Here is a 16,055-nt window from a genome sequence, read left to right as displayed (position 1 = left end):
GGAACGAACCATGACCCCATTTGCACGCGTCAACCAGGTGTTTGAGCGCCGCTTCGGCAAGCGCCCCGATCTCGTCGTGCGCGCCCCCGGCCGCGTCAACCTCATCGGCGAGCACACCGACTACAACGACGGCTTCGTCCTGCCCTGTGCCATCGACTACGAGACCTGCGTCGCCATCGCTCATCGTGACGACGATCTGGTCACCGTCATCGCCGCCGACTATGAGGAGCAGCAGGATGAGTTCCACCTCGGGGCTGGCATCCCCCATCACCCGGAGCAGCGCTGGAGCGACTATGTCCGTGGCGTGGTGCATCACCTGCAGGAGCGCGGCCACACCCTGACCGGCCTGGATCTGGTCATCTCGGGCAATGTTCCCCAGGGGGCCGGCCTCTCCTCGTCGGCCTCCCTCGAGGTGACCATCGGCCAGGCCTTCAAGGAGGCGCAAGGGCTCGACATCAGCCAGGCCGAGATCGCCCTCAATGGCCAGGCGGCCGAGAACCGCTTCGTGGGCTGCAACTGCGGCATCATGGACCAGATGATCTCCGCCAGCGGCAAACGGGATCACGCCCTGCTGCTCGACTGCCGCTCTCTCGAGAGCCGCCTCATCCCCATGCCCGAAGATCTGGCGGTGCTCATCGTCAACTCCAACGTGCGCCGTGGCCTGGTGGACAGTGAATACAACACCCGCCGTGCCCAGTGCGAGGCGGCCGCCCGTCACTACGGGGTCAAGGCCCTGCGCGATCTCAGCCTTGCCGCCCTGGAGGCAGGCAAGGAGGGGCTGGACGACACCTGTTACCGCCGTGCCCGCCATGTGGTGGGTGAAAACGCACGAACCCTGGCCGCCGCCGAGGCGCTGGCGAGCGGCGACCTGACCCGACTGGGGGAGCTGATGGCCCAGTCTCACGCCGCCATGCGCGACGACTTCGCCATCACGGTTCCTCCCATCGACGGGCTGGTCGAGTTGATGAAGGGCGAGATCGGCGAACAGGGGGGCGTGCGGATGACCGGGGGTGGCTTCGGCGGCTGCGTGGTGGCCGTACTGCGTCCGGATCAGGTGACGCGGGTGATCGCCGCCGTCGAGCGCGACTACCCGGCCCGCTTCGGCCTCAAGGCCGACTGTTATGTCTGCCGCGCCAGCGACGGGGCGGGGGTGGCCTGATGGAGCGCTTCTCCCTCTGCAGTGACACCGGCCTGCATCTGGAAGGGATCACGCTCGGAGCCACCCTCACCTCCCTGACCGTTCCGGTCGATGGGGCTGCCCGCCAGGTGCTGCTCGGCTGCCCCGACGAAGAGTATGCCAGGCAGCAGGTGTGGCTCGGCGCCGTGGCCGGTCGCTTTGCCAACCGCATTGGAGATGCCACGCTGGAGCGCCATGGTGAGCGCTGGAGCCTGGATGCCAACCAGCCTCCCCACTGTCTGCACGGTGGGGCGCAGGGCTTTCACCGCCGTGAATGGACCATAGCGGGGCAAGAGCGTGACCGGGTCCGCCTCACCCTGCTCTCCCCCGACGCAGAGCAGGGATTTCCCGGCAACATGGCGGTCAGCCTGGAGTACCGCCTGGAGGGAAATACCCTGCTCATCGCCTTCGAGGCCAGGAGCGATCGGGCCACGCCGGTCAGCCTCACCAGCCACGCGTACTTCAATCTGGATGGGGGTGGCGATGTACGTCACCACAGGCTGACGCTCAAGGCGGATCGCTACCTGCCGACCCGGCCTGACGGTATTCCGACTGTGCCGACCGGGGTCGAGGGGGTGTTCGATCTGCGCCAGGGACGCCGGCTCCTCGATGGATGGGGCAGCCATCCCCAGCAGCGGCAGGCCAAGGGTTACGATCACGCCTACCTGCTCACCCCCCGGGAGGATTGGCACGCCAGGCTGCTCTCGGGAGACGGCCGGCTCGCCATGGAGCTGTGGAGCGATCAGCCCTCGCTGCAGCTCTATACGGGGAACTGGCTGACCGGCACTCCGGGGCGAGAGGGTGAGTATCGGGATCATGAGGGGATCTGCCTGGAGGCCCAGCAGGTGCCGGACAGCCCCAATCGCCCCGAGCTGGGGAATCCCTGGCTAGAGGCCGGGGGGATCTATCGTCACCACACCCGTCTGCGCTTTCTTCCCACCCCTTGAGCCGGAGTGACAGCGGGTGTCGCCCCGGCTCCAAATTCACACTTTTTTCATGGCATCCATGCCAGCCTTGCAGCAAGATAGGCGCGCCCGAGAAGAGCGCGTTTTCCACATTGCCAGGATGCACCTAGTACATGACTGACACCTATACCCTGCTCGTCGCCTTTATTCTGGGCGTGGTCGAAGGCTTGACCGAATTCCTTCCCGTCTCCTCTACCGGCCATATGATTATCGTCGGCCACCTGCTCGGCTTCGAGGGCCCCAAGGCCGCTACCTTCGAGGTGGTGATCCAGCTCGGCTCCATCCTGGCGGTGGTGGCCGTCTTCTGGCGCCGCCTGTTCGGCCTCATCGGCATCCACTTCGGGCAGAAACCGTCCCAGGACCATGCCACCCTCTCCCTGGTGCATATCATCCTCGGCATGCTACCGGCCGTGGTGATAGGGCTGATGATTCACAGCTGGCTCAAGGCCAACCTGTTTGGACCGGTCACCGTCATGTACGCCCTGGTGGCCGGCGGCATCCTGCTTATCATCGCCGAGAAGGCGCGCCCCGCGGTGCGTGCCGAAACCCTGGATGACATCAGCTACAAGCAGGCCTTTGGCATCGGTTGCTTCCAGTGTCTGGCCCTGTGGCCCGGCTTCTCCCGCTCCGGCGCCACCATCAGTGGCGGCATGCTGATGGGGATCAGCCGACAGGCGGCGGCCGAGTTCTCCTTCATCCTGGCGGTCCCCATGATGGTGGCGGCGAGTGCCCTCGATCTCTACAAGAGCCGCGACTTCCTCTCCCTGGCCGACTTCCCCATGTTTGCGGTGGGTTTTGTCACCGCCTTCGTGGTGGCCATGTTCGCCATCAAGACCTTCCTGGCCCTGATCCGTCGCCTCGACTTCATCCCCTTCGCCCTCTACCGCTTCGTGGTGGCCTTCGCCGTCTACCTGGTGTTTGTGGCCTGACCCCATACAACGAGACCGGCCTGATGGCCGGTCTCTCTCTTTTATCCTCTCCTAGCCCAACTCCTCGGGGGACGGCCGCTCATACTCCCCGAGGCAGGCGGTTACCTCGGCCCCCAGCAGCACCACCAACCAGCTCAGATAGACCCAGACGAACAGAATGGGCACGGTCGCCAACGCCCCATAGATGGCCTGATAGGAGGGGAAGTTGGTGATGTAGAGGGCAAAGCCCCGCTTGGCCAGCTCGAACAGGGAGGCGGCCACCACGGCGCCGACCAGGGCGTGAATCACCCGCACCTTGCAGGTGGGCACCACCGTATAGACCAGCAAAAAGGCGAACACAGAGAGCAGGAAGGGGAGCCCCCGCAGCAACCAGTACCCAAGGCCAAACAGGTGATCTTCGGAGAAGAGGCGCAGGGAGACGATGTAGGAACTCACGGCGATACTGGCCCCAATCAAGATGGGACCGAGCGTCAGTATCATCCAGTACATGGCAAAGGCCTGGCCAAGCGGCCTCCCCTGACGGGTGCGCCAGATGTAGTTGAGGTTCTTGTCGATGGCCGAGATCAGCATCAGGGCCACAAACACCAGGGCGCCAATCCCCACCGCCGTGGTATTGGTGGCGTTGGCCACGAAGCCGTTGATGTACTCCTGCACCAGCTCGCCGGCCGTCGGCACGAAGTTGTGGTAGACAAACTGCTCCAGGGTCTGCCGGATCCCGCCGAAGACGGGAAAGGCCGACATCATGCCAAACACCACGGCAATCATGGGCACCAGAGAGAGCAGGGTGACGTAGGCGAGGTAGCCGGCGGTGACGGTGAGGCGGTCTTGCTCGAAACGCCCCCAGACAAACTCGGCGAAGTGGCGCCCGTCGCGGCGCAGGAAGAGCAGGCCGGCCCGGGCGGCGGCACTCAGTCTCTCAGGCATGCTTAGTGTCTCTTGGATACGGTCCAGGAGGCCATTGTGGCAGAGGGAGAGGTCAGGGGCAAAAAAGGAAAGGGGTCCCGAGGGACCCCTTCTTGTCTCGCAACGGTTGCGAATTAATCTTCTTTGTTACGACCGGCGCGCTTGCGATCGTTCTCGGTCAGCAGCTTCTTGCGAACCCGGATGCTCTTCGGGGTCACTTCCACCAGCTCGTCGTCATCGATGAACTCGAGCGCCTGCTCCAGGGTCATCTTGACCGGCGGGGTCAGCACGATGGCCTCGTCGGTGCCGGAGGCACGCATGTTGGTCAGCTGCTTGCCCTTGAGGCAGTTAACGGTCAGGTCGTTGGAGCGGGTGTGGATGCCGATCACCTGGCCTTCGTACACCTCGGTGGCGTGACCGATCATCAGACGGCCGCGATCCTGCAGGCTGAACAGGGCGAAGCCCAGGGCCTTACCGGTGGCGTTGGAGATGAGCACGCCATTCTGGCGCTGGCCGATGCTGCCGCCACGGAACTCGCCATAGTGGTCGAAGGTGTGGTAGAGCAGGCCGGTACCGGAGGTCAGGGTCATGAACTCGGTCTGGAAGCCGATCAGGCCGCGAGCCGGGATGACGTAGTCGAGACGCACACGACCCTTGCCGTCCGGCACCATGTCACGCAGCTCGGCCTTGCGCTCACCCAGCTTCTCCATCACGGAGCCCTGGTTCTGCTCTTCGATGTCGACGGTAAGAGTCTCGATGGGTTCCATCTTCACGCCGTTCTCTTCGCGCAGGATAACCTCGGGACGGGAAACGGCCAGCTCGTAGCCTTCGCGACGCATGTTCTCGATGAGGATGCCCAGGTGCAGTTCACCACGACCGGAGACGCGGAACTTGTCCGGATCTTCGGTATCTTCGACGCGCAGGGCCACGTTGTGCACCAGCTCCTGGTCCAGACGCTCGCGGATGTTGCGGGAGGTGACGAACTTGCCCTCTTTACCGGCGAACGGGGAGGTGTTGACCTGGAAGGTCATGGTCACGGTCGGCTCGTCCACGGTCAGGGGCTTCATGGCCTCGACGGCGGCGTTGGAACAGATGGTGTCGGAGATCTTCAGCTCGCCGAGACCGGTGATGGCGATGATGTCGCCCGCCTGGGCGCTCTGGGCCTCGGTACGTTGCAGACCCAGGTAACCCAGGACCTGACCGACCTTGCCGGTGCGGGTCTTGCCGTCACGACCGACGATGGTGACCTGCATGTTGGGCTTGACGCTGCCGCGCTTGATGCGGCCGATGCCGATAACACCCACGTAGGAGTTGTAGTCCAGCTGGGAGATCTGCATCTGGAACTCGCCTTCCGGATCGGCGTCCGGGGCGGAGACGTTGTCCACGATGGCCTGGAACAGGGGGCTCATGTCGTCGGCCAGGGCGTCCGGCTCCATGCCGGCGATGCCGTTCAGGGCAGAGGCGTAGACGATCGGGAAGTCCAGCTGCTCGTCGGTGGCACCCAGGTTGTCGAACAGATCGAACACCTGATCGATAACCCAGTCGGGACGGGCACCCGGGCGGTCAACCTTGTTAACCACGACGATCGGCTTGAGACCGTGGGCAAAGGCCTTCTGGGTCACGAAGCGGGTCTGCGGCATCGGGCCGTCAACGGCGTCCACCAGCAGCAGCACGGAGTCGACCATGGAGAGCACGCGCTCTACCTCGCCACCGAAGTCGGCGTGGCCCGGAGTGTCGACGATGTTGATGCGGTAGTCGTTCCAGCGGATCGCGGTGTTCTTGGCGAGAATGGTGATGCCGCGTTCACGCTCCAGGTCGTTGGAGTCCATGACTCGTTCCTGGCCTTCACTGCCACGGTCCAGGGTGCCGGACTGCTGCAGCAGTTTATCGACCAGAGTCGTCTTGCCGTGGTCAACGTGCGCAATAATCGCAATATTGCGGAGCTTTTCTAACATTCTCGCCTCAATTACCGGGTAAAATTGGGCGCTAATTGTACTCCTGTGTTTGTGATCTTCCTAGCAGAATCGCGTGCGCCGCGATATCTCTCACCGATCGGGATCAAAGCAGCCGCTTCCATTCCCTGCTCTGATACTCTTTTGGGGCACACCACCGACAGGCGCACCATAATGATCCATGAACGCATCATTTTGGTGCAAAACCTGCGCCGTTGCGCCATTAAGAAGCAGGCATGCCCTACCCTGAGGCACTGAAATCAAGGTGTCACAGAGTTGGCACGATACTCGCTTAGTGAGTCGGGAGAAGCACTCACCCGCACCCGTTTCAAACACCGGAGGTTACTCAAGATGTCAGCCCAGAACGTTTTGGCCATGATCAAGGAACATGAAGTCAAGTTTGTCGACCTGCGCTTTACCGATACCAAGGGTAAGGAACAGCACGTCTCCATCCCCTCTCACCAGATCGACGAAGACTTCTTCGAAGACGGCAAGATGTTCGATGGCTCCTCCATCGGCGGCTGGAAAGGCATCAATGAGTCTGACATGGTACTGATGCCGGACGCCTCTACCGCCAAGCTGGATCCCTTCACCGAAGAGACCACCCTGAACATCGTCTGTGACGTACTCGAGCCGGCGACCATGCAGGGCTACGACCGTGACCCGCGCTCCATCGCCAAGCGTGCCGAAGACTTCCTGAAGTCCAGCGGCATCGCCGATACCGTCCTGTTCGGACCGGAGCCGGAGTTCTTCATGTTTGACGACATCCGCTTCTCCACCACCATGGGCCACACCTTCGTGAAGATCGAGTCCGAAGAGGCTGCCTGGAACTCGGGGACCGACTACGAGCACGGCAACAAGGGTCACCGCCCCATGGTGAAAGGGGGTTACTTCCCGGTTGCTCCGGTTGACTCCTCCCAGGATATCCGTGCTGCCATGTGTCTGATCCTCGAAGAGATGGGTCAGGTTGTGGAGGCTCACCACCACGAAGTGGCCACCGCCGGCCAGAACGAGATCGCCACCCGCTTCAACACCCTGACCAAGAAGGCTGACGAAGTGCAGGTGCTGAAGTACGTGATCCACAACGTGGCCCACGCCTACAACAAGACCGTCACCTTCATGCCCAAGCCCATGTTCGGTGACAACGGCTCCGGTATGCACTGCCACCAGTCTCTGGCCAAGAACGGCGTCAACCTGTTCGCCGGCGACCTGTACGGTGGCCTGTCCGAGATGGCTCTGCACTACATCGGCGGTATCATCAAGCACGCCAAGGCAATCAACGCCTTTGCCAACCCGACCACCAACTCCTACAAGCGTCTGGTACCGGGCTATGAGGCTCCGGTCATGCTGGCCTACTCCGCCCGTAACCGCTCTGCCTCCATCCGTATCCCTGTGGTACCGAGCCCGAAGGCCCGCCGTATCGAGGTGCGCTTCCCGGATCCCTGTGCCAACCCCTACCTGGCCTTCGCTGCCCAGCTGATGGCCGGCCTGGACGGCATCATGAACAAGATCCATCCGGGCGATGCCATGGACAAGAACCTCTACGATCTGCCGGCCGAAGAAGCGGCCGAGATCCCGACCGTTGCCGGCTCTCTGGATGAAGCCCTGGCCGCACTGGATGCCGATCGTGAGTTCCTGACCCGTGGCGGTGTGTTCAGCGACGACTTCATCGATGCCTATCTGGAGCTCAAGCAGGCCGATGTGGATCGCGTGCGCATGACCCCGCACCCGGTCGAATTCGAGCTCTACTACTCCCTGTAAGGGTTCGTGCCCTATGAAAACCCGCCCATGGTGGCGGGTTTTTTATTGGGCATCTGATAGGCTTTGAACACAACACGAGCACAAGGATGGACCCATGAGGAGATTGTTTTGGCTTTTGCTGCTGCCCCTGGCCCTGCAGGCGGCCGAACCGCAGATCTACACCTGGACCGACGCCAACGGCGTGATCCACTACAGTGACAGCGCTCCCCCCGGCAAGCAGGCCCGTCCGGTCGATCTTGAGGTGACCCCTTCGGTCGGCCCCAGCCCCAATATGGTGCAGGTTGCCGACTACGACCGCCTGACAGGCAAGGAGCAAGCCGACAAGAAGAAAGAGCTGCAGGTGGCGCTCATCACCCCGGAATCGGGTAGTACCCTGCGGGACAACACGGGCAACGTGGTGTTTCAGGCGGCCATCACCCCTCAAGCCCCCACTCAGTATGAACTGCGCCTCAAGCTCGATGGCAAGGCCGCCGGACAGGTAAAAAATGGCCTTGCCCTGCGGCTGGAGAACCTGGACCGCGGCGCTCATGAGGCCATGGTCGAGTTGGTCGGTGAGAACGGTACGATCCTTGCTAAATCTCCCGTTGTGACTTTCTACCTGCACCGCGCCAAGGTGGACAACAAGCCCAAACCCGAACCGAGAGCCGAAGGGGGATGACCTGATGCACCGGAGCGGGTAGACTGAATGCACCATTATGGTGCAAAGCACCGTTTCAGGGAGAAGCCCGTGCCCACCCGCTCCGCTCAAACCCAGGTCGTACTCGACAATCTGCTCACCGCCGTCATCCTCATCGATGAGCGGCTCTGCATTCACTATGTCAATCCGGCCGCCGAGCAACTCCTCTCCTTAAGCGAGCGACGCCTCATCGGCATCGAGTTCCCCCAATTGCTCGAGCATATCTCCCTCGATCTGCAGCGACTGCGCCAGGGGCTGGCCACCGGGCAGGGCTTCACCGACAACGAGGTGACCCTGGTGGTTGAGGGAGAGCCACGCCTGGTCGAGCTCAGCGCCACACCGCTGGCCGACCATGAGCAGCGCCTGATGCTGGTGGAGCTGCGCAAGATCGATCAGCAGAAGCGGATCAGCCAGGAGCTGCAACAGCACGCCCAGCAGCAGGCGGCCAAGGAGCTGGTGCGCGGCCTGGCCCACGAGATCAAGAACCCCCTCGGGGGCCTGCGCGGTGCCGCCCAGTTGCTACAGCGGGAGCTGCCCGACCCCTCTCTGCGCGAATACACGGGCATCATCATCGAGCAGGCGGATCGTCTGCGCTCTCTGGTAGATCGGCTGCTCGGCCCCCAGCGTCCCGGCCAGCACAAGGTGCACAACGTCCACTCGGTGCTGGAACAGGTGCGCCGTCTGGTGGAGCTGGAGCTCCCTCCCGGCATCCGCATCGAGCGGGACTATGACCCCAGCATCCCCGACTTCGAGATGGAGCCGGACCAGTTGCAACAAGCCTTTCTCAACATAGTGCGCAACGCCGCCGAGGCACTCGGGGAGCGGGGGGAGATCCGCCTGCGAACCCGCACCGCCTTTCAGGTCACCATCCACGGCCAGCGCTACCGGCTGGCGGCCGAGATCAAGATCATCGATAACGGTCCCGGCATTCCAGAAGGGATCCGCGACACCCTCTTCTACCCCATGGTGACCGGCAAGGAGGGAGGCACAGGCCTCGGCCTCTCCATCGCCCAAAACCTGATCGACCAGCACAAGGGACGCATCGAGTGCATCAGCTGGCCCGGTCACACCGAATTCTCCATTCATCTGCCGCTTCGCAAGTGAGGACCCCATGACAGCCAAGGTATGGATAGTCGATGACGACAGCTCGATTCGCTGGGTACTCGAACGTGCGCTCAGCAGCGAGGGGATGAGCTGTGATGCCTTCAGCGAGGGGGAGAGTCTGCTGGCCGCCTTGGAGAGTCGCAGCCCGGACGTGATCCTGTCGGATATCCGGATGCCGGGGATCGATGGCCTGAGCCTGCTCGATCAGATCCACCTGCGCCAACCCGATCTGCCGGTCATCATCATGACCGCCCACTCGGATCTCGACAGCGCAGTCAACGCCTACCAGCGTGGCGCCTTCGAATACCTGCCCAAACCGTTCGACATCGACGAGGCGGTGAGCCTGGTACGGCGCGCCGAGAATCACCAGCGAGAACAGCGCAGCAAGCGACGCAACAAGCAACAGGAGCAGGAGGGCAACCCCGAGATCATCGGTGAGGCCCCCGCCATGCAGGAGGTATTCCGCGCTATCGGGCGCCTGTCGCGCTCCAGCATCTCGGTGCTCATCAACGGTCAGAGCGGCACCGGCAAGGAGCTGGTTGCCCACGCCTTGCACAAGCACAGCCCGCGTGCCAGCAAGCCCTTCATCGCCCTCAACATGGCCGCCATCCCAAAGGATCTCATTGAATCTGAACTGTTTGGCCACGAAAAGGGCGCCTTCACCGGGGCCAATGCCATTCGTCAGGGGCGATTCGAACAGGCCAACGGCGGCACCCTCTTCCTCGACGAGATCGGCGACATGCCGCTGGATGTGCAGACCCGGCTGCTGCGGGTGCTGGCCGACGGTCAGTTTTATCGGGTCGGTGGACATCAGCCGGTGCAGGTGGATGTGCGGATCATCGCCGCCACCCACCAGAATCTGGAGAAACGGGTGGCCGATGGTGAGTTTCGTGAGGATCTCTTCCACCGCCTCAATGTCATCCGCATTCATATCCCCGCCCTGCGGGAGCGCCGCGAGGATATCCCCCAACTGGCCCGTCACTTCCTGCTGCGAGCGGCACGGGAGATGGGCGTCGAGTCCAAGAGCCTGCATCCGGAAACAGAGCGCTACCTGAGTCGATTGCCCTGGCCCGGCAACGTGCGCCAGCTGGAGAACGTCTGCCGCTGGCTTACCGTGATGGCGTCGGGGCAGGAGATCCTGCTGGCGGATCTCCCCGCCGAGCTGCTCGCCCCCGAGCCGGAGGCACACGCCTCGGGTGAGGTGACGGGCAACTGGCAGCAGTTGCTGCGCGCCTGGGTGGCCACCCGGCTGGCCAGGGGGGAGGTGGATATACTGGCCGAGGCGCTGCCCCAATTTGAGAAGATACTGCTGGAGACGGCGCTGGAGCATACCCAGGGTCACAAACAGGAGGCGGCGCGTCTGCTGGGATGGGGGCGCAACACCCTCACCCGTAAACTCAAGGAGCTCGAACTCTAGCGGTCGAGACTTCCCAGCTGAAAGCGGGAGGCTTGGCCGCCCTGGCGGCGGTTTGCCGAGCGGCACGCCTCCAGCCCCTGCAGGCCACGCTGAATGAAGTCCGAGGTGTGGCCAACCAGGATGCCATTGCTGCGATAGAGGTTACGCTCCTGTGCCTCGAAGGGCTCACCACCGATCAGCAGTTCTCGCTTTCCGGCTCGCTCCTGCCACGCCAGGGGCAGAGTGAGATCACTGATCACCTCACCACTCTTGCATCCTTCACGCCAACGGGCTTCGTCGGCAAACGGCAGGAAGGAGATCTCGCGCCAGGAACCATCCTCGAACTCGACCCGATATCGCTGCAGGGCCAGATCGCACCCGCCCAGTGCCATCAACAACAGCCACCACCCTCTGTAACGCACCCTCTCTCTCCCTACTGCGGCGCCAAGGAGCCAGCATAAAGAATCCGCTCCCGTCGTGCACCCCTTGCGGGTCGAACTATGATCACAAATAAACGATGGAGTGCCTATGAGAGAGCTGCTGCCTGTCTTTGTCTGGCTAGAGGAACACCCTGCCTGGACCCTCTTCACCCTGCTGCTGATGGCCGTTCATGCCCTGCGCAATCCAGCCCACAGGCGCGATCTCAAGTCCGCCTGCGGCCAAACGATGCTGGTCCTCATACTGGCCCTGCTGGTGCAGTTCCAGGGGGCCTGGCTGCGCCTGCCCCTCCCCGACAAGTGGCTGCACGAGTTGGTGACCCTCACCGCCGGCCTGGTCCTGATCCGCATCTGGGGGCTGCTCACTTTTCACCTCTTGCTCCCCCTCTTCCATGTGCGCGTTCCGCAGATCGTCGCCGACATAGTGATAACCCTGGCCTATGTGGGGTGGGCCCTCTACCGTCTCTACGCCTCCGGCCTCTCCCTCGGAGAAATCGTCACCACCTCGGCGGTGATCACCGCCGTCATCGCCTTCTCGATGCAAGATACCCTGGGCAACCTGCTGGCCGGGGTTTCGATTCAACTCGACGACTCCATCAGTCTGGGCGACTGGCTGATGGTCGACACAGTTCAGGGCCGAGTCGTACAGATCAACTGGCGAGCCACCACCATCGAGACCCGCAACTGGGAGACCGTGGTGATCCCCAACAGCCACCTGCTCAAACAGCGTTTCACCGTGTTGGGACGGCGCACCGGTCAGCCCCAGCAATGGCGGCGCTGGATCTGGTTCGATCTCTCCCTCGACACCCTGCCCACCCAGATCATCAGCCTGGTCGAACGTTCCCTGCGGGAGACCCGATTGCCCAACGTGGCCCACTGGCCCATGCCGGACTGCCTGCTGATGAACGTGGAAAATGGCATCGCCCGCTATGCGGTCCGCTACTGGCTGACGGATCTGGCGGCCGATGACCCCACCGACTCGGTGGTTCGCACCCTGATCGATGCGGCCCTGCGCCGCAACGATCGGCGTCTCACTCCCCCCATCTTTAATATCTTCATGGCCAAGGAGGAGAAACATCAGGATGCCCGCCACAAGCGCCACACCGCCGAGCGGATGGCGGTGCTGCAGCAACTTCCACTCTTCGCCATGCTGGAGGAAGAGGCGCTGTTACAACTGGCCGACCAGCTTAAATTCGCCCCCTTCGTCAACGGCGACATCATGCTGGCTCAGGGTGAGGTCACCCAGTGGTTGTTTGTACTGGTCAAGGGAGAAGCCGAGATGCTGATCGAGCAAGAGGGACGAACCCTGCTGCTGGGGAGACTGGGGGCGGGGGATTTCTTCGGCGAGTTGAGCCTGCTGACCGGGGAACCCAGCTCCTTTACGGTTAGGGCCCTGGGCACGGTGGAGAGCTATCGCATCAACCAGGCCATGTTCCAGTCGCTCTTCATGGCCAGAGAACACATGCTGCAGCCTCTCCACCAGGCCCTGACCCGGCGCCAGCAGGAGCAGGCCGATCTGCTGGCCCGCGAGGCCCATCAGCCGGTCCCGCCCCAGAGCCGGGATCTTCTCGACAAACTACGCAGCTTCTTCGGGGTGAAATAGCTCAGAGCAACAGATCGGCCAGCTCGCTCAGGTGGGCGATCTCCACATCCGGCAGCTGGGCCGGACGGGGCAAGCCCCGATCGTTAAGCCAGGCGGTGCGCAGCCCATGACGACGGGCCCCCAGCAGATCGGTGACCGGGTGATCCCCCACGTGCAGCACCCGGGAAGCCGGCAGGCCGAGATCTCCCAGCGCCAGCTCGAAGAGATCCGGAAATGGCTTCATGCGCCGCCCGTTACCCGCCTGATGGACATGACGGAAATAGTGCGCCAACCCCGCCCACTCCAGATCCAGGTTGCCATTGGTGATGGCCACCAAAGGGTAGCGCCGCGCCAATCGGGTCAGCAGAGCATGAGTCTCGTCGCTCACCTCCACCTCGGAGCGCAGGGCTGTAAAGAGGGTAAAGACCTGCTCGGCCTCCCGGCGGGCCGGATCAGGAGCCATCCCCCCCAGCTCCAACCCGGCCTGCAGCTGCCGCCGCCGACAGAGGCTCACATCATGGGCCAGCGCCGGCTCGCGGGCCAGCAGACCGCGCTTGATATCGCGCCAGCGCTCACCATCCAGCATGGCGGTCTCCAGATACTGGCTGCGCATGTAGTCGACCATCCAGGCCTCGGCACGCGCCATGGTCGGACGGTTATCGTAGAGGGTGTCGTCGAGATCGAAGGTGATGGCCTCAACCGGCTGCCAGCGGCGATAGAAACGCATGGATGCTCCTGTCACTCGTCCTCCTCCCGGCTGCGCCTGGCGCGCGGATGAGCCTGGTCATATACCTTGGCCAGGTGCTGGAAGTCGAGGTGGGTATAGATCTGGGTGGTGGCCAGGTTGGCGTGGCCGAGCAACTCCTGTACCGCCCGCAGATCGCCGGAGGACTCCAGCATGTGGGTGGCGAAGCTGTGGCGCAGTTTATGGGGATGGACGTGGGCGTCCAGCGCCTGGCGGTTGCCCCACTGATCGAGGCGCAGTTGCACCGAACGAGCCGTGATGCGCCGCTTCTGCTTCGACAGGAACAGGGCCGGCTCCTCCGGCTGGGCAAAGGCAGGACGCATGGCCAACCACTTGCCGAGCCACTCCACCGCCATGCGACCAACCGGCAGCAAGCGCTCCTTGCTCCCCTTGCCGGTGACCCTCACCTGGCGCTCGTCGAGCTTGAGATCCACCAGATCGAGTCCCACCAGCTCGGAGAGGCGCAGACCGCTCGAGTAGAAGAGCTCCATCATGGCGCGATCGCGCACCGCCAGCGGGTCCTGCTCGTCGATGGCGAGCAGCTGATAGACCTGATCCACATCGAGATTCTTGGGCAGCGGGCGTCCCTGCTTGGGAGCCTGAACCCCCCGTGCCGGATTGGCAGCGAGACGGCCGTGGCGCACCAGCCAGTCGCACAGGCTGCGCAGGGCCGACAGCTTGGCGGCCAGGGTGCGCGGCACCAGGCCCTCCTTGTGCAATCGGGTAAGCAGGCTGCGCACCTGGCTCCCCTCGAGGCGCGACCAGTCGTCGATACCGAATGCCGCCACCCGCTCGGCCATCTGTTCGAGATGGCGCCGATAGTTATCGCGGGTGTGCGGGCTGAGCTGGCGCTCCACCCGCAGGAACTCGAGAAAGGCCTCGATGTCGGCCAGCAGGGCAGGCGCCGGTTCAGCCACGGAGCAACTCGGGCAAACGCAGCTGCAACAGTCGACCAAGCTGGCCGAGCAGCAGGGTATCGTTGTGGGGTGAGAAGTGGCCCGGGTCCGAGCTGGCAAAGGCGAGAATGCCGAGATCCCCCAGGCGAAGCAGGGCCACCGAGTTGACCAGCACATCCAGGCCAAACAGGGCCTGTTTCTCCCCCTGACTCAGACGCCCCTGATAGCACTCCTGCCCCGGCAGCCGGGTCGCCAGCAGCGCATCCAGCTGGCGACCGTCGGCCATAAACAGCCGCAGCCCCTCGGGCAGTGTCACCTGACGCGGATTGAGCCAGAGTCGCACCGAGGTGAGCCTCAGCTGTTGCACAAAGGCCCGGGCCAGCAGACGGCTCAGATCGAACAGATCGCAGCAGGCAAACAGTTCGGCATAGACCTCGGCATAGCAGCGAAAGAGACGCTCGTTCTGGCTCGCCACCTGCATCAGCTCGGTGATCTCCTGCTCTAGCTGGTCGATTCGCTCACGCTGGCGCCCCAGTTGCAGCTCTACCAGTGAGACACTGCCCCGGCGATCGTGGGGGATGCGCAGCCTGTCGAGCAGCAGAGGGTGGCGCAGAAAGAATTCCGGGTGCCGGGAGAGGTACTCCAGTACCTGACTCTCGTCGATCCCGCTCTCTTGCCATCTGGGTTCACTCATATCTCTATCTGTCCATCAAAGACGTGTTCGGCCGGCCCCGTCATATAGACGGGAGCACCCGGCCCCTTCCAGGCGATCTGCAGATCCCCGCCCGGCAGTGAGACCCTGACCCGCTCCTTGAGCTTGCCCTGGCTCATGCCGATAACGGCGGCGGCGCAGGCTCCCGTACCGCAGGCGAGCGTCTCGCCGGCACCACGCTCGAACACTCGCAGCTTCACTTCACCGGCGTTGATCACCTCCATAAAGCCCACGTTGACCCGTTCGGGGAAACGCTCATGGCGCTCCATTAACGGGCCCAGGATCTCGACGGGGGCATCGGCCACCGAGGGGACCTCGATGACGCAGTGGGGATTCCCCATGGAGACGGCGCCGCACATGACGGTATGCTCTCCGGCACGCAGCAGATAGGTCTTCTCGGCCTTCTGGGCCCGAAACGGGATGCGCCCCGGCTCAAACTGGGGCACCCCCATGTTGACCGTCACCTGATTACCCTGCTCGAGCTGCAGCACAATCTTGCCGCGTGCCGTGCTGACCGCGATACGATCCTTGTTGGTGAGCCCCTTGAGACGCACGAAACGGGCGAAGCAACGGGCCCCGTTGCCACACTGCTCCACCTCGGAGCCATCGGCATTGAAGATGCGGTAGTGAAAGTCCTGCTCCGGATCGTAGGGGGGCTCCACCAGCAGCAGCTGATCGAAGCCGATACCAAAGTGACGGTCGGCCAGGCGCTTGATCACCTCGTTGCTGAGGAACACCTTCTGAGTGACGCTGTCGACCACCATGAAGTCATTACCCAGCCCATGCATCTTGGAAAATTCAATCAGCATCAGGGATTCCG

The 16,055-nt window shown here is 63.2% G+C and carries 15 protein-coding genes; 8 read left to right on the top strand and 7 right to left on the bottom strand.

Features of this window, described 5'->3' with window-relative positions:
- The first annotated feature begins 10 nt into the window (after positions 1–10).
- The 3 genes from galK to bacA all read left to right on the top strand — a co-directional run bounded on the left by galK (position 11) and on the right by bacA (position 3,071).
- Positions 11–1,159 carry a galactokinase gene (gene galK / locus BN1133_RS10115; protein WP_050666410.1) on the top strand — a complete coding sequence of 383 codons (1,149 nt, stop codon included), beginning with the start codon at positions 11–13 and terminating at the stop codon, positions 1,157–1,159.
- Complete coding sequence (locus BN1133_RS10110; RefSeq protein WP_050666409.1) at positions 1,159–2,124, top strand: galactose-1-epimerase; 966 nt, start codon at positions 1,159–1,161, stop codon at positions 2,122–2,124. Before galK ends, BN1133_RS10110 begins: the two co-directional genes overlap by 1 nt.
- 131 nt (positions 2,125–2,255) lie before the next feature.
- Positions 2,256–3,071, top strand: a complete 816-nt coding sequence (gene bacA / locus BN1133_RS10105) for an undecaprenyl-diphosphate phosphatase (protein WP_050666408.1) — start codon at positions 2,256–2,258, stop codon at positions 3,069–3,071.
- Positions 3,072–3,122: 51 nt separating this feature from the next.
- On the opposite strand, the gene BN1133_RS10100 is transcribed toward bacA, so the two are convergent.
- Complete coding sequence (locus BN1133_RS10100) at positions 3,123–3,995, bottom strand: virulence factor BrkB family protein (RefSeq protein ID WP_050666407.1); 873 nt, start codon at positions 3,993–3,995, stop codon at positions 3,123–3,125.
- A 113-nt stretch (positions 3,996–4,108) separates the two neighbouring features.
- The gene (typA, locus tag BN1133_RS10095) at positions 4,109–5,929 is read right to left on the bottom strand and encodes a translational GTPase TypA (protein ID WP_050666406.1); all 1,821 of its coding nucleotides are present in this window, start codon (positions 5,927–5,929) and stop codon (positions 4,109–4,111) included.
- 348 nt (positions 5,930–6,277) lie between these two features.
- Here typA and glnA point away from each other — a divergent pair, with 348 nt between their 5' ends.
- The 4 genes from glnA (at position 6,278) to glnG (ending at position 10,884) form a co-directional block, all read left to right on the top strand.
- The gene (glnA, locus tag BN1133_RS10090; protein WP_050666405.1) at positions 6,278–7,687 is read left to right on the top strand and encodes a glutamate--ammonia ligase; all 1,410 of its coding nucleotides are present in this window, start codon (positions 6,278–6,280) and stop codon (positions 7,685–7,687) included.
- A gap of 94 nt (positions 7,688–7,781) precedes the next feature.
- Positions 7,782–8,345 carry a DUF4124 domain-containing protein gene (locus BN1133_RS10085; protein ID WP_050666404.1) on the top strand — a complete coding sequence of 188 codons (564 nt, stop codon included), beginning with the start codon at positions 7,782–7,784 and terminating at the stop codon, positions 8,343–8,345.
- A gap of 69 nt (positions 8,346–8,414) precedes the next feature.
- Positions 8,415–9,467 carry a nitrogen regulation protein NR(II) gene (gene glnL, locus BN1133_RS10080; RefSeq protein WP_050666403.1) on the top strand — a complete coding sequence of 351 codons (1,053 nt, stop codon included), beginning with the start codon at positions 8,415–8,417 and terminating at the stop codon, positions 9,465–9,467.
- Between the two features lie 7 nt (positions 9,468–9,474).
- Positions 9,475–10,884, top strand: coding sequence for a nitrogen regulation protein NR(I) (gene glnG / locus BN1133_RS10075; RefSeq protein ID WP_050666402.1), 1,410 nt, complete (start codon positions 9,475–9,477; stop codon positions 10,882–10,884).
- Here the strand turns inward: glnG and BN1133_RS10070 are convergent.
- Entirely contained in the window at positions 10,881–11,255 is a 375-nt protein-coding gene (locus BN1133_RS10070; protein WP_050666401.1) for a hypothetical protein, read from the bottom strand. The two genes, glnG and BN1133_RS10070, sit on opposite strands and share 4 nt — an antisense overlap.
- Positions 11,256–11,391: 136 nt before the next feature.
- Here BN1133_RS10070 and BN1133_RS10065 point away from each other — a divergent pair, with 136 nt between their 5' ends.
- Positions 11,392–12,903, top strand: coding sequence for a mechanosensitive ion channel family protein (locus BN1133_RS10065; protein ID WP_050666400.1), 1,512 nt, complete (start codon positions 11,392–11,394; stop codon positions 12,901–12,903).
- A gap of 1 nt (position 12,904) precedes the next feature.
- On the opposite strand, the gene BN1133_RS10060 is transcribed toward BN1133_RS10065, so the two are convergent.
- The 4 genes from BN1133_RS10060 to dapF are packed head-to-tail and all read right to left on the bottom strand — an operon-like array spanning position 12,905 to position 16,044.
- Positions 12,905–13,609, bottom strand: a complete 705-nt coding sequence (locus BN1133_RS10060) for an HAD-IA family hydrolase (RefSeq protein ID WP_050666399.1) — start codon at positions 13,607–13,609, stop codon at positions 12,905–12,907.
- A gap of 11 nt (positions 13,610–13,620) precedes the next feature.
- Positions 13,621–14,544: a tyrosine recombinase XerC gene (gene xerC, locus BN1133_RS10055; protein WP_082177978.1), complete on the bottom strand. Its 924-nt coding sequence runs from the start codon at positions 14,542–14,544 to the stop codon at positions 13,621–13,623.
- A complete protein-coding gene (locus tag BN1133_RS10050) occupies positions 14,537–15,217 on the bottom strand; it encodes a DUF484 family protein (protein ID WP_050666397.1) in 681 nt (226 codons plus the stop codon). The genes xerC and BN1133_RS10050 overlap by 8 nt, the downstream gene beginning before the upstream one ends.
- Entirely contained in the window at positions 15,214–16,044 is an 831-nt protein-coding gene (dapF, locus tag BN1133_RS10045; protein ID WP_050666396.1) for a diaminopimelate epimerase, read from the bottom strand. The genes BN1133_RS10050 and dapF overlap by 4 nt, the downstream gene beginning before the upstream one ends.
- Between the last annotated feature and the right edge of the window lie 11 nt (positions 16,045–16,055).

Origin of the sequence: Aeromonas schubertii, assembly GCF_000820105.1 — a bacterium.
Lineage (GTDB): Bacteria > Pseudomonadota > Gammaproteobacteria > Enterobacterales > Aeromonadaceae > Aeromonas > Aeromonas schubertii.
This window is presented reverse-complemented; position numbering and strand designations above follow the sequence as displayed.

Coding starts and splice junctions, on each gene's coding strand:
- galK (WP_050666410.1), top strand. CDS start 11: ATGACCCCATTTGCACGCGTCAACCAGGTGTTTGAGCGCCGCTTCGGC.
- BN1133_RS10110 (WP_050666409.1), top strand. CDS start 1,159: ATGGAGCGCTTCTCCCTCTGCAGTGACACCGGCCTGCATCTGGAAGGG.
- bacA (WP_050666408.1), top strand. CDS start 2,256: ATGACTGACACCTATACCCTGCTCGTCGCCTTTATTCTGGGCGTGGTC.
- BN1133_RS10100 (WP_050666407.1), bottom strand. CDS start 3,995: ATGCCTGAGAGACTGAGTGCCGCCGCCCGGGCCGGCCTGCTCTTCCTG.
- typA (WP_050666406.1), bottom strand. CDS start 5,929: ATGTTAGAAAAGCTCCGCAATATTGCGATTATTGCGCACGTTGACCAC.
- glnA (WP_050666405.1), top strand. CDS start 6,278: ATGTCAGCCCAGAACGTTTTGGCCATGATCAAGGAACATGAAGTCAAG.
- BN1133_RS10085 (WP_050666404.1), top strand. CDS start 7,782: ATGAGGAGATTGTTTTGGCTTTTGCTGCTGCCCCTGGCCCTGCAGGCG.
- glnG (WP_050666402.1), top strand. CDS start 9,475: ATGACAGCCAAGGTATGGATAGTCGATGACGACAGCTCGATTCGCTGG.
- BN1133_RS10070 (WP_050666401.1), bottom strand. CDS start 11,255: ATGGCACTGGGCGGGTGCGATCTGGCCCTGCAGCGATATCGGGTCGAG.
- BN1133_RS10065 (WP_050666400.1), top strand. CDS start 11,392: ATGAGAGAGCTGCTGCCTGTCTTTGTCTGGCTAGAGGAACACCCTGCC.
- BN1133_RS10060 (WP_050666399.1), bottom strand. CDS start 13,609: ATGCGTTTCTATCGCCGCTGGCAGCCGGTTGAGGCCATCACCTTCGAT.
- BN1133_RS10050 (WP_050666397.1), bottom strand. CDS start 15,217: ATGAGTGAACCCAGATGGCAAGAGAGCGGGATCGACGAGAGTCAGGTA.
- dapF (WP_050666396.1), bottom strand. CDS start 16,044: ATGCTGATTGAATTTTCCAAGATGCATGGGCTGGGTAATGACTTCATG.